The organism is Chitinophagales bacterium, from assembly GCA_020635995.1.
Lineage (GTDB): Bacteria > Bacteroidota > Bacteroidia > Chitinophagales > UBA8649 > JAFMKE01.
Window position 1 is genome coordinate 1 of sequence record JACJYS010000003.1, and the last position, 13,891, is coordinate 13,891.

General features: G+C 33.3%; 10 protein-coding genes. 3 read left to right on the plus strand and 7 right to left on the minus strand.

What is annotated here, in order from left to right; genetic code table 11:
• From H6578_05835 to lysM, 3 genes are all read left to right on the plus strand, one after another.
• Positions 1-566 (plus strand): alpha/beta hydrolase (locus H6578_05835; GenBank protein MCB9226673.1); only part of this gene is annotated, 566 nt, incomplete at its 5' end.
• Entirely contained in the window at positions 560-1,219 is a 660-nt protein-coding gene (locus tag H6578_05840; protein ID MCB9226674.1) for a CBS domain-containing protein, read from the plus strand. The genes H6578_05835 and H6578_05840, both read left to right, overlap by 7 nt.
• An 85-nt stretch (positions 1,220-1,304) precedes the next feature.
• The gene (gene lysM, locus H6578_05845) at positions 1,305-1,763 is read left to right on the plus strand and encodes a peptidoglycan-binding protein LysM (protein MCB9226675.1); all 459 of its coding nucleotides are present in this window, start codon (positions 1,305-1,307) and stop codon (positions 1,761-1,763) included.
• Between the two features lie 78 nt (positions 1,764-1,841).
• On the opposite strand, the gene H6578_05850 is transcribed toward lysM, so the two are convergent.
• The 7 genes from H6578_05850 to rplK form a co-directional block, all read right to left on the minus strand.
• Positions 1,842-3,197, minus strand: coding sequence for an ATP-binding protein (locus H6578_05850; protein ID MCB9226676.1), 1,356 nt, complete (start codon positions 3,195-3,197; stop codon positions 1,842-1,844).
• A gap of 291 nt (positions 3,198-3,488) precedes the next feature.
• Complete coding sequence (rpoC, locus tag H6578_05855) at positions 3,489-7,823, minus strand: DNA-directed RNA polymerase subunit beta' (protein ID MCB9226677.1); 4,335 nt, start codon at positions 7,821-7,823, stop codon at positions 3,489-3,491.
• 32 nt (positions 7,824-7,855) lie between these two features.
• Entirely contained in the window at positions 7,856-11,668 is a 3,813-nt protein-coding gene (gene rpoB / locus H6578_05860; protein MCB9226678.1) for a DNA-directed RNA polymerase subunit beta, read from the minus strand.
• An 80-nt stretch (positions 11,669-11,748) separates the two neighbouring features.
• The gene (gene rplL, locus H6578_05865) at positions 11,749-12,126 is read right to left on the minus strand and encodes a 50S ribosomal protein L7/L12 (GenBank protein MCB9226679.1); all 378 of its coding nucleotides are present in this window, start codon (positions 12,124-12,126) and stop codon (positions 11,749-11,751) included.
• A gap of 40 nt (positions 12,127-12,166) precedes the next feature.
• Positions 12,167-12,685 (minus strand): 50S ribosomal protein L10, encoded by a 519-nt coding sequence (locus H6578_05870; GenBank protein ID MCB9226680.1) that lies wholly within the window; start codon positions 12,683-12,685, stop codon positions 12,167-12,169.
• A 2-nt stretch (positions 12,686-12,687) separates the two neighbouring features.
• A complete protein-coding gene (locus H6578_05875) occupies positions 12,688-13,386 on the minus strand; it encodes a 50S ribosomal protein L1 (protein ID MCB9226681.1) in 699 nt (232 codons plus the stop codon).
• 61 nt (positions 13,387-13,447) lie between these two features.
• Positions 13,448-13,888 carry a 50S ribosomal protein L11 gene (gene rplK / locus H6578_05880; protein ID MCB9226682.1) on the minus strand — a complete coding sequence of 147 codons (441 nt, stop codon included), beginning with the start codon at positions 13,886-13,888 and terminating at the stop codon, positions 13,448-13,450.
• Positions 13,889-13,891 lie beyond the last annotated feature (3 nt).

Sequence of the window (13,891 nt, forward strand, 5' to 3'; positions counted from 1 at the left end):
TTATTGAAAATTTGGTTAGTAAGTACAATTTAAACCAATTTCATATAGTGGGCAATTCTTTAGGCGGACATATTGGCTTGGTATATGCCATTAACAATATAAACAAAGTAGCTTCTATAACACTTACAGGTAGTTCCGGTCTTTTTGAAAACTCGCTGGGAGGTAGCTATCCAAATAGGAAAGATTATAATTTTGTAAAAAAGAAAACAGAAGAAACTTTTTATGATGCTAAAAATGCCAGTAAAGAATTAGTAGATGAAGTATTTGAAACGGTTAATAATAGAGAAAAAGCACTAAGAACTATTTCCTTGGCTCGGTCGGCAGTTAGGCATAATTTAAGAAGTGAATTATATAAAATAACCTGCCCTGTAAATTTAATTTGGGGCAAAGAAGATACAATAACGCCTCTGTTTGTGGCAGAAGAATTTAAAAAATTACTACCCAATGCTCAATTAAATATAATAAATCAATGCGGACACGCCCCTATGATGGAGCAACCCGAACAGTTTAATAATTATTTGGAGCAGTTTTTGAATACATTAAATAAAAAGGAGCAAAAGTGTTAGCTAAATTTGCCATAGAAGAAAGTATTCCTTATCTAAAACTAACCGATGAAATAGGTTTTGCTTTAGACTTAATGGAAGAATACAAACAAGAACATCTACCTGTAGTAAAAGGTAAAAAATTAATAGGTGTGGTATCTGAGCAGCAACTTTTAGATGCTACGGAAGAAAAAACACTTGCCGATTTTAAATTCCCATTTACAAAAATAGCGGTAAATGAAAATGCTCATCTTTTTGATGCCATGAAAGCAGGCTACGAATGCAATAGCAGTGTGCTTCCGGTAGTAGATGACAATGAAAATTATAAGGGATTAATTTCGCCTAAAAGTTTATTGATAAAGCTGTCAGAATTTAACTTTGCCAGCGAAATAGGCGGTATTTTTGTCATAGAACTTAATGCCAATGACTATTCTTTAGCAGAAATAGCTCGTTTGGTAGAGTCTAATAATGCATCTATATTATCAATAGCAACTGCAAAATTAGCCGACATAAACAAAATACAAGTTACGGTAAAAGTAAACACATTAGATCTTACCTATATTATAGCCACTTTAGAGAGATACGAATACAACATAACGTATATATTTCAGCACACGGAGCAATTAGACCACTTAAAAGAACGCTATAATGAGCTAATGAACTACATGGATATGTAATTTTGTAGTGAAATAGTTTTTCGGCATACTTATTGCTAAAAATGTAGTACAATATTTATTAACCATTAAAAACAAAATTTAAACTATGGGATTATTTCAATTTGTAAAAAACGCTGGTGCTAAATTATTCAAAAAAGAAGAAAAAGTTTCTGAAGAAGATAAAACAAAAGCACTTTTAAACCACATTAGAGGTTTTAATTTAAGAACCGAAGGCGTAACTGCCTCATTAAGTGGTGCTACGGTAACGCTTAGTGGCACTGTAGATACACTACAAGAAAAAAATAGAATTATAATGGCTGCCGGAAACATAGACGGTGTTGAAGCAGTACAAGATAATATTACTATAGAAGAAAAAGTAGAAGTAAAAGAAGACGAGCAACAATTTTATACCGTAAAATCTGGCGACTACTTGTCTAAAATAGCTAAGCAAGTTTATGGCGATGCTAACAAATACAATATTATTTTTGAAGCTAACAGACCTATGCTTTCTGATCCGGATAAAATTTACCCTGGTCAAAACTTAGTGATACCAAGATTAAGCTAAAATATAATAATAGCTAAATGTAAAAAGTCCTTTCAAAAAAATGAAAGGACTTTTTTTATCTTATATCCAAAAACCTGTTTAGTAGTTGCTTACCAAATACTCTATATAGTGTGGCAATTGTGTGCCTAAATAATAAGGTAAGTTTAATAACTTAAATGCTTTTTTTTGATTAGGTGTACTATGGTCTTCTATTGAAAAAACTCCACCATATATTCTAATAGCGTAATGGTGGTTGCTCCTTTCAACAAATTCATGTAGCGATTTAAGCGAACCGGTTGCTCCGGATTTAATTTCAATAGGAATAATTTTGTCTTTGTATTGAATAACCAAATCCACTTCGGCTTGCGATTGTGCTTTTTCTCTTACCCAAAAATTAGGTTTGGGATTGTTTATTGTGTTTAAAGATATAATTTCTTGGGCTATTATGTGAGGTATAATTGCTCCTTTGTATGCTTTGCTTAAATCATTTAAGGATAATAATTCTGTTTGTATTTTTAGGTCATAGTTTACCAGTCCGGTATCTAAAAATTGTAATCTTGGCGATTTTTTTATATCCGGCTTTATGGGTACTTCTATATCTGTGGTAGGATATATTAATTGAATAATATTAGCAGCATCTAAGTTTCTAAATGCTTCGCCAACTTCTCTAGATTTATAATTTGAATTTCCAAAATGTTGAAATTTTACTCTTTGATCAATATATAGAGAAGAAACATTCATTATGTGTTTTATTACATTTCGTTCTGTTTGGTTATTGGTATATTTTTCTATATCATTTTTGTAGCTGGCCCAAATACTTTCATAAATTTTTGGCAGATCAGAAATGCTTTCATTTTCAATATAGCTTTTTACAATTTCGGGCATGCCTCCAATTATGGCATAGGTGTTAAATAAGTTAAGTAACGTTTTGTGTGCAAATTCTTTTATGGGCAACTGATGAAGTGCTTCATAAGCCTGTTTTTGGTTAAGGGCTAATAAAAATTCCGAAAAATTTAGTGGATGCAAATAGAGATACTCAACTCTGCCAACAGGAAAACTTTTTATTGTTTTAATTGAAAACTCAAGCAAAGAGCCTGCTGCAATTATATGAATTTGAGGAATTTCTTCGTAAAAATAGCGAAGTTGTTGAATGGCTTTAGGCGATTCTTGTATTTCATCTATAAATAGTAGCGTATCTTCAGTATTATTATTGGTAATGTTATATTCAAAAAACAAAGCATCTTTTATTGTCTGTACACTATCATAATCATTAAAAAAACGGACATCACTTGCTTTTTCAAGGTTTAGTAAAATAGCATGCCTAAACGTTTTAGAAAAATGCTTAACAAGCGTAGTTTTACCTACTTGTCTTGCTCCTCTTAAAATAAGCGGTTTTCTGTTGTTAGAAGATTTCCATTCCTTTAATTTATTGCTGATATGTCTTTCAATTTTCAAAATAATATTTCTTTCTACTCAGCAAAGATATAAAAAATGTAACAAAATAAGGAGTGTTTTTTAAATTATTTGTAACAAAATAAGGGGTGTTTTTTAATTTTATTGTAACATAATAAACTATGTTTTCATATTTTTTTGTAACAAAATAAGCCCTAACAAAGAATTGTTTATTGTAATAATTCAAAAAATAGTTTAGCCTATTTTGTGTTAACAATTGGTATTACCTCCTTTAAAAAGAAAAGTCCTTGCAAAATTTGCAAGGACTTTAAACTTAATTATAATAAAAACAACTTACTCTTCCATATCAACTGACTCAGAGATATTCAACTCTTGAAATTCTCCTTCCTCAGTTACTATAAGTGAATTGAATTTTCTTAATCCTGTTCCCGCAGGTATTTTTTGACCTACAATAACATTCTCTTTTAAACCGTCTAAGTAATCAACTTTAGCTGCTATAGAAGCTGTACTTAATACTTTTGTTGTTTCTTGGAACGATGCCGCAGAAATCCAGCTATAAGTACTTAATGATGAACGTGTAATACCTTGTAATATAGGTGTAGCCGTTGCCGGAATTACATCTCTATATTCAATTGCCTTTTTATCATCTCTTTTTAAAGCTGAGTTTTCTTCTCTTACTTGTCTTAAGCTTACTATTTGTCCTTTCTTCATTTTTGTAGAATCTCCGGCATCTTCAATGAATTTTTTATCGTAAATTCTATCATTTTCAGCTAAAAATTCTATTTTTTCTACTTTCTCGCCTTCTAACAAATCAGTATCTCCTTGCTCTAAAATTTCCACTTTGCTCATCATTTGACGAACAATTACTTCAATATGCTTATCGTTAATCTTTATACCTTGCATACGGTAAACTTCTTGCACCTCATTAACAAGATATTCTTGAACGGCAGTAGGTCCTTTAATATTTAATATATCTAAAGGCGTAATTGCTCCGTCAGATAAAGGCATTCCGGCTTTCACAAAGTCATTTTCTTGAACTAAGATGTGCTTAGAAAGTTTAATTAAATATTTCTTTCTTACACCTTCTTTAGATTCAACTACTACTTCTTGATTACCTCTTTTTATACCTCCAAAAGAAACAACACCGTCTATTTCTGAAACTACAGCAGGATTTGAAGGATTTCTTGCTTCAAATAACTCGGTTACTCTTGGTAAACCACCCGTAATATCTTTCAAGTTTCCTTGTTTACGTGGTATTTTAGCTATAATCTGTCCTTTCTTAATTTCCTGTCCGTTTTGAACTGAAATGTGTGCTCCCACAGGCAAGTTATAAACCATAGGTTCTTCTTTGCCTTTGCCAACTATCTGCAATGCAGGTATTTTTTTCTTATTCTTAGATTGAATAATTACCATTTCGGTATAACCTGTTTGCTCATCCATTTCTTCTTTAGCAGTTACATTGTTTAAAATATCAACATACTCTACTTTTCCCGAAACGGTAGAAATAATTACATTGTTAAATGGATCCCATTGGCATACTAACTGCCCTTTTTCTACTTCTTGTCCATCTTTAACAGATAAAATAGCACCATAAGGAACATGGCTTGTACTTAAAATTTTGTTATTATCTTTTCTTAAGAAATTAATTTCAGAAGTACGACCTATAACTATTTCTTGCTTTTCGCCATCGTCATTTACATGCTCTATTGTTCTAACGCCATCAAAAGAAACAATGGCATTATATTTTGCATTTACTTGCGATTCTGTAGCTGACGTAGCAGCAATACCACCCACGTGGAAAGTACGAAGTGTTAACTGTGTACCCGGCTCTCCAATTGATTGAGCTGCAATAATTCCTACTGCATCTCCAGCTTCGGCAGTTCTATTGGTAGCTAAATTTCTACCATAGCATTTAACACAAACTCCTTTTTTAGATTCACAAGTTAATACAGAACGAATTTCTACGCTTTCTATACCTGCATTACTTACTGCTTGAGCTAAATCGGCAGTAAGTTGCTCACCCGATCTAACAATAATTTCGTCAGTTTCAGGATGATACACATCATGTAAGCTGTATCTACCCACTATTCTTTCGTGCAATGGCTCTACAACTTCATCATTATCTTTTAAATCAAAAGTTTCTATACCTCTTAATGTACCGCAGTCTTCTTCAGAAATAACTACATCTTGAGCTACGTCAACTAATCTTCTTGTTAAATAACCTGCATCGGCAGTTTTTAAAGCCGTATCCGCCAAACCTTTTCTGGCACCGTGAGTAGAAATAAAGTACTCTAATACTGAAAGTCCTTCTTTAAAGTTGGCTAAAATTGGGTTTTCAATTACATCTCCACCTTCTTCTGCTCCAGATTTTCTCGGTTTTGCCATTAATCCTCTTAAACCACCCAACTGCTTAATTTGCTGCTTAGAACCCCTTGCTCCACTATCTAACATCATATAAATAGAGTTAAAGCCTTGCTTATCTTCTGCTAATTGATCCATTAACGCTGAGGTTAATCTATTGTCAGCTCTTGTCCAACGGTCAATAACCTGATTGTAACGCTCACGGTCTGTAATTAAACCGTTTTCGTATTTTTCAGTTATCTCATCTACTTGCTTTTGAGCTTGCTCTAAGAAACCTTCTTTTTCGTAAGGAATAATTACGTCTCCAATATTAAATGACAAACCACCTTTGAAAGCCGATACGAATCCTATTTCTTTAATATTATCTAAGAACTCTACAGTTGTTGGTACGTCTGTTAAATCTATAATTTCTCCAATTACGTTTTTCAAAGCACGCTTAGTCAACAACATATTAATGAAACCTACTTTTTCCGGTACTTTTTCATTAAATAAAATACGACCTACTGTAGTTTCTATTAATTTATTTACAATTTTATCGTGTTCTCTAACATTAGCTTTTACTTTAACCCAAGCATGCAAATCTACTTTACCTTCGTTGTAAGCTATTATTGCTTCTTCGGCAGAATAGAAAGCTAAACCTTCTCCTTTAACTTTTTCAGTTTCTGTAGAACGTTTTACATTAGTTAAATAGTAAAGACCCAAAACCATGTCTTGCGAAGGCAAGGTAATAGGCGTTCCATTTTGAGGGTTCAAAATATTATGCGAAGAAAGCATTAACATTTGAGCTTCTAAAATAGATGCGTTACTTAAAGGTACGTGAACCGCCATTTGGTCACCGTCAAAATCCGCGTTGAATGCTGTACACACTAACGGGTGCAATCTAATAGCTTTACCTTCTATTAATTTAGGTAAAAATGCTTGAATAGACAAACGGTGAAGTGTAGGAGCTCTGTTTAATAATACAGGGTGTCCTTTTAGTATGTTTTCTAAGATATCCCAAATAACTGCATCTTTTTTATCTACCAATTTTTTAGCAGATTTTACAGTTTTCACAATACCTCTTTCTATTAGTTTTCTAATAACAAACGGCTTAAATAACTCTGCCGCCATATCTTTAGGAATACCACACTCATGTAATTTTAAGTTGGGTCCTACCACAATAACCGAACGACCGGAATAGTCAACACGCTTACCTAATAAGTTTTGACGGAAACGACCTTGTTTTCCTTTTAAAACATCACTTAAAGATTTTAAAGCTCTTCCACCTTCTGCTTTTACAGCATTAGATTTTCTTGAGTTATCAAATAATGAATCTACTGATTCTTGAAGCATTCTTTTTTCGTTACGTAAGATTACTTCAGGAGCTTTAATTTCTATTAATCTTTTTAAACGGTTGTTTCTTATTATTACTCTTCTGTATAAATCGTTTAAGTCTGAACTGGCAAAACGACCACCGTCTAAAGGCACTAATGGACGCAATTCTGGTGGAATAACCGGCAAATAGTCTATACACATCCATTCCGGACGGTTTTCCATATTTTCATTTCCTTGACGTATAGCTTCTACTACTTTTAGTCTTTTTAAAGCTTCTGCTTTACGCTGACGAGAAGTTTCATTAGCCGCTTGAGTTCTTAATTCGTAAGATAATTCTTCTAAATCAATTCTTTCAAGTAATGCTTTTACAGCATCGCCACCCATTAAAGCTATAAACTTGTTAGGGTCGTCATTTGTTAAATGAGCATTATCTTTATAATCTTCATGATTTATAATAGCTAAATACTCTTCTTCTGTAATTAAATCTAATTTTTCAAGTCTTAAGGTTTCTTCTTCCTCTTTTTCATTTATTATAGTAACTCCGTCAGCTGTTTTACCTGGCTGTATTACGCAGTATCTTTCATAATAAACTATTGATTCTAATGTTTTAGATGAAACACCTAATAAATAACCTATTTTATTAGGTAAAGATTTAAAGTACCAAATATGAACAACAGGAACCACTAATTTAATGTGTCCCATTCTTTCACGTCTTACTTTTTTCTCTGTTACTTCTACACCGCATCTATCACAAACTATACCTTTGTATCTAATACGTTTGTATTTTCCACAGTAACATTCGTAGTCTTTAGTTGGCCCAAAAATTCTTTCGCAAAACAAACCGTCCATTTCCGGCTTGTAAGTACGGTAGTTTATGGTTTCTGGCTTTTTAACTTCGCCAAAAGAACGTTCTAAAATTGAATCTGGAGATGATAAACAAATGGTTATTTGTTTAAAATCATTATTTGTAAGTCTATCTTTTCTTACAGTCATTTTTTAACCTCCGAAGTTATTAAGTTATTTAATTAATCAAATTTCAAATCTAATGCTAAACCTCTCAACTCATGTATCAATACATTGAAAGATTCAGGAATGTTTGGTTCTGGTATGTTTTCGCCTTTTACAATAGCTTCATAAGCTTTAGCTCTACCTACTATATCGTCAGATTTTACGGTTAGTAATTCTCTTAAAATATTAGATGCACCAAAAGCTTCTAATGCCCATACCTCCATTTCTCCAAAACGCTGACCACCAAACTGTGCTTTACCACCTAAAGGCTGCTGCGTAATTAATGAGTAAGGACCAGTAGAACGAGCGTGCATTTTATCTTCAATCATGTGGCTTAATTTAAGCATATAAATTACACCCACTGTTGTTTTTTGGTCAAAACGCTCGCCTGTTTCTCCATCGTATAGGTAAGTTTGTCCTAACTCCGGCAAGTTTGCTTTTTCTACTTCTGCTTGTATTTCGGCAACTGAAGCACCATCAAAAATTGGAGTAGCATATTTTAAACCTAATTTTTCTCCTGCCCAACCTAATACAGTTTCATATATCTGTCCTAAGTTCATACGAGAAGGTACACCTAATGGATTCAAAACTATATCTACTGGCGTTCCGTCTTCTAAGAAAGGCATATCTTCTTCCCGTACTATACGTGCTACTATCCCTTTATTACCATGACGTCCTGCCATTTTATCTCCTACTTTCAATTTACGCTTTTGAGCTACATACACTTTAGCTAATTTTAATACGCCTGTAGGCAATTCATCTCCTATAGTTAAATTAAATTTCTCTCTACGCAATCTACCGGCATCTTCATTAATCTTTATATCAAAATTGTGTAACAATTTCTTGATTAATTCATTAGTTTCATCACTATTTGTCCAACCACTTGGGTTTACCATTTTGAAGTCTATTTCATTAATATTCTTCATAGTAAACTTAGTGCTCTTAGATATTACATCTTCATTATAATGATTAATAACTCCTGCTGATGCTTTACCGCCTATTAATTTGTATAATTTTTCAACTAATACAGCTCTTAAATCGCTTTCTCTTTTTGCAAATTCAGCTTCTAATTTGTCTATTACTACTTTTTCTTTAGCTTTTGTAGTTTTATCTTTAGTAGCTTTGGCAAATAAGTTAGTGTGCATTACTGTACCTTTAGTGGCAGGAGTAGCTTTTAATGAAGCATCTTTTACATCGCCTGCTTTATCACCAAATATGGCACGTAATAATTTTTCCTCCGGAGTAGGATCTGTTTCTCCTTTTGGAGTAATTTTTCCTATTATTATATCTCCTTCTTTTATGGTAGCACCTGTTCTTATTATACCATTTTCATCTAAATCTTTAGTAGCTTCTTCACTAACGTTAGGAATATCTGAAGTTAATTCTTCTTCTCCTAATTTAGTATCTCTAACTTCTAATTCATATTCTGAAATATGAATGGAAGTAAATACGTCATCTTTAACTACTCTTTCAGATATAACGATAGCATCCTCAAAGTTGTAACCTTTCCATGGCATAAACGCCACTTTTAAGTTTCTTCCTAAAGCTAACTCGCCATTATCCGTAGCAAAACCTTCGCAAAGTATTTGTCCTTTTGTAACTCTATCACCTTTTCTTACTAAAGGTTTTAGGTTAATACAAGTACCTTGGTTTGTTCTAATGAATTTTTGTAGTTTGTACGATTTTTTATCGTCATCAAAACTAACTAAACGTTCATTTTCAGAACGGTCGTATCTAACTATAATTTCTGTAGCATCTACATATTCTACCACACCTTCGCCTTCTGCATTTACTAAGTTCATTGAGTCAGCAGCCACTTTGCCTTCTATCCCTGTTCCCACTATTGGAGATTCAGGACGCATTAAAGGCACAGCCTGACGTTGCATGTTTGACCCCATCAAGGCACGGTTAGCATCATCATGCTCTAAGAAAGGAATTAAAGATGCAGAAACTCCAACTATTTGGTTAGGAGCTACATCCATATATTCCACTTCGTCTGGTGTTAAAATAGGGAAATCACCTTGGTGTCTTGATTTGATTCTATCTGAAACAAATTTTCCGTTTTCAGTAATTTCGGCATTTGCCTGTGCTATTCTCTTATTGTCTTCTTCAGAAGCTGTTAAGTAAATATGGTCTTTTAAATCTACTTTACCACCGTGTACTTTATGATAAGGTGTTTCTATAAAACCCATATATGATATTTTGGCGTGTACTGCCAAAGTAGAAATCAAACCAATGTTTGGTCCTTCCGGTGTTTCAATAGTACATAAACGACCATAGTGAGAATAGTGTACGTCTCTAACCTCAAATCCTGCACGTTCTCTTGATAAACCTCCGGGACCTAATGCCGATATTCTTCTTTTATTAGTAATTTCGGCTAAAGGATTCGTTTGATCTAAAAATTGAGATAATTGGCTGGTACCAAAAAATGAGTTAATTACAGAAGATAATGTTCTTGCATTTATCAAATCTGTAGGTGTAAATACCTCATTATCACGCACGTTCATTCTTTCTCTAATAGTACGTGCCATTCTTGCTAAACCAACGCCAAACTGAGCATAAAGCTGCTCTCCTACTGTTCTTACACGTCTGTTTGCTAAGTGGTCTATATCATCAACCTCAGCTTTTTGGTTACTTAAATTAACCAAATATTTAACTATTGAAATAATATCGTCTTTAGTTAAAACTTTTATTTCAACAGGAATATCTAAGCTTAGTTTTCTGTTTATTTTATATCGCCCTACATCTCCTAAATCATATCTTCTGTCTGAGAAGAATAATTTATCAATAATACCTCTTGCAGTTTCATTATCTGGTGGATCTGTACCTCTTAACTGACGATAAATGTGAGCCAATGCTTCCGGCTCTGAGTTTGAAGTATCTTTTTGAAGTGTATTGTAAATAATAGCAAAATCGGCAGAAGTTTCCTCTTTTTGCAAGATTACGCTTTCTACTTCATTAGATAAAATTAATTCTAACTCATCTTCGTTAATTACAATATCTCTTTCAAGTACTATTTCATTTCTTTCAATAGAAACCACCTCTCCCGTATCTTCGTCCACAAAATCTTCTATCCAAGTTTTTAATACACGAGCGGCTAATTTTCTACCTAATATATCTTTATGATTTTTCTTTTTAGTTAAATCTACTTCATCAGCTAAATCAAAAATCTTAAGTATGTCTTTATCTGTATCGTAACCTATAGCTCTTAAAAGCATAGTTACAGGAAATTTCTTTTTTCTGTCAATATACGCATACATTACGTTATTGATGTCTGTAGCAAACTCCATCCAAGCACCTTTAAACGGAATTACTCTTGCAGAGTATATTCTTGTACCATTTGGATGATAGTTTTGAGCAAAAAATACGCCTGGAGAACGGTGTAACTGCGACACAATTACTCTTTCTGCACCATTTACTATAAAAGTACCTTTAGGTGTCATATAAGGGATATTCCCTAAGAAAACATCTTGTACTATGGTTTGGAAATCAATATGTTCTTCATCATTACAAGACAATCTTAATTTTGCCTTTAATGGAACACTGTATGTCAATCCTCTTTCTTGACACTCTTCAATTGAGTAGCGTGGTGGATCAACAAAATAATCTAAAAATTCAAGCTCAAATATATTTCTTGCATCAGAAATTGGAAAGTTTTCTTGAAAAACTTTAAACAATCCTTCGTTTGCTCTGTTTTCAGGTGTTGTTTCTAATTGTAAAAATTCTTGAAAAGAAGCTACCTGTATATCTAATAAATTTGGAGACTTTACATTCAAATTAACTGTTCCGAAATTTATTCTCTTAGGTAGTGTAGTTGATTTGCCAGCCATTAAATTTTTTGTTTATGTTTAAAATAGGTTAAGGCTTGTCCGAAAATCGGACAAGCCTATAATATGTGTAGAATTAAGAATTACTTAATTTCTACGTCTGCACCAACTTCCTCAAGTTTAGCTTTTACAGAATCAGCTTCTTCTTGAGAAACTTTTTCTTTAATAGCTTTAGGTGCACCATCTACTAATTCTTTAGCTTCTTTTAAGCCTAATCCTGTGATTTCTTTTACCACTTTTACTACGTTTAATTTTTGACCACCTGCAGCGTTCAAAATTACATCAAACTCAGTTTGAGCAGCAGCACCGGCATCTCCGCCAGCAGCAGGACCAGCAGCAACAGCTACAGCTGCAGCAGCAGGCTCAATTCCGTACTGATCTTTTAATACGTCAGCTAATTCTTTTACTTCTTTAACAGTTAAGTTTACTAACTGCTCTGCTAATTCGCTAATATTTGCCATTTTAATAGTTTTTTTTAAAATTTTTGTTTAATAATTTTTGTTACTCTTTTTCTGATAGTGTTTGTAAAATTCCATGAATTTTAGTTCCACCTGAACTTAAAGCTGAAATTAGGTTTACAGCCGGAGCTTGTAATAAACCAATAACATCGCCAATAAGTTCTTCTTTTGATTTAAGACTTGCTAATTCGTTTACGTATTGGTCGCCAATATAAAAACTGCCTTCTATGAAAGCACCTTTTAATACCGGTCTCTCACTATCTTCTCTAAATTTCTTAATAACCTTTGCAGATGCACTGGCTTCTTCAGAATACATTAAAGAAGTAGGTCCTTTTAATAAAGGAATTAACTGGTCAAAATCATTTTCGCTTGCTTCTAAAGCCTTTTTAAGCAATGTATTTTTTACAACCTTAATTTTTACACCTTTTTCAAAGCATAAGCCTCTAAGTGCATTAACTTTTGCAACGTTTAAAGTTGAAGAGTCTGCTAAATAGAAACTATTTAAGCCTGCAATTTGCTCGGTCAGACTTTGAAGCTCATTGTTTTTTTCTTCTCTTGTCATAATTAAATACCACTTATAGATTTAGAATCAATCGGAATACCCGGACTCATTGTACTTGCCATCGTTATGCTTTTGAAATAAGTTCCTTTTGCAGTTGATGGCTTCATTTTTGATAGAGTAACTATCAATTCTTTGGCGTTGTCTTTAATTTGTTCACCGCTAAAAGACACACGACCGATGGAAGCATGTATGATACCAAACTTGTCTATTTTAAATGCTATTTTACCGCCTTTTACTTCGGTTATAGCTTTAGTCAAGTCTGTCGTAACTGTACCTGATTTAGGGTTTGGCATTAAGTTTCTTGGACCTAACACTCTACCTAAACGAGCAATTTTAGGCATAACGCTTGGTGTAGCTATTACTACGTCCACATCTGTCCAGCCTTGCTCTATTTTTGTAATAAATTCATCTAAACCAACATAATCGGCTCCTGCTGCTTTTGCCTCATCTTCTAAATCTGGTGTGCAAAATACTAATACTGATTTTGACTTTCCAGTTCCATGAGGTAAAGATGCTGTTCCTCTTATTGCTTGGTCAGCTTTTTTAGGATCTACTCCTAATTTCACATGTAAATCTACAGAAGCATCAAATTTGGTAGTGTTCACTTCTTTTACCAATTGAGATGCATCATCTAAACTGTAGATTTTGCCTTTCTCTAACTTTTCAGCTAAAGCTTTTCTTTTCTTTGTTAACTTTGTCATATTTCAATTTTATGAGGTACTAATGCATTTTATATGCTCCCTCTGTTAAAAATCTTTTTAATTATGCCCACGGAGCTTTACCTGTTACAGTAAATCCCATACTACGAGCTGTTCCTGCTACCATTTTCATAGCAGATTCTATTGTAAATGCATTCAAATCGGGCATTTTTATTTCTGCTATTTCTTTCACTTGATCCCAAGTTACTTTTGCTACTTTATTTCTATTAGGTTCTGCTGAGCCTTTTTTAGCTTTAGCAGCTTCCATTAATAAAATTGGAGCCGGAGGCGTTTTAATGATAAATGAAAAAGATTTATCCTTGAAAACTGTGATTTCAACAGGTAAAACTTGTCCGGGTTTATCTTGAGTTCTTGCATTAAATGCTTTACAAAACTCCATAATATTAACACCTTTAGCACCTAAAGCAGGTCCTACCGGAGGAGCAGGATTTGCCTGTCCACCTTTCACTTGCAACTTAATAAAGCCTTCTATTTCTTTTGCCATTTT

What these genes read in the sequence shown, in the direction of transcription:
- lysM (MCB9226675.1), top strand. Translation starts at nt 1,305, where the DNA reads ATGGGATTATTTCAATTTGTAAAAAACGCTGGTGCTAAATTATTCAAA.
- rpoC (MCB9226677.1), bottom strand. Translation starts at nt 7,823, where the DNA reads ATGACTGTAAGAAAAGATAGACTTACAAATAATGATTTTAAACAAATA.
- rpoB (MCB9226678.1), bottom strand. Translation starts at nt 11,668, where the DNA reads ATGGCTGGCAAATCAACTACACTACCTAAGAGAATAAATTTCGGAACA.
- rplL (MCB9226679.1), bottom strand. Translation starts at nt 12,126, where the DNA reads ATGGCAAATATTAGCGAATTAGCAGAGCAGTTAGTAAACTTAACTGTT.
- H6578_05870 (MCB9226680.1), bottom strand. Translation starts at nt 12,685, where the DNA reads ATGACAAGAGAAGAAAAAAACAATGAGCTTCAAAGTCTGACCGAGCAA.
- H6578_05875 (MCB9226681.1), bottom strand. Translation starts at nt 13,386, where the DNA reads ATGACAAAGTTAACAAAGAAAAGAAAAGCTTTAGCTGAAAAGTTAGAG.
- rplK (MCB9226682.1), bottom strand. Translation starts at nt 13,888, where the DNA reads ATGGCAAAAGAAATAGAAGGCTTTATTAAGTTGCAAGTGAAAGGTGGA.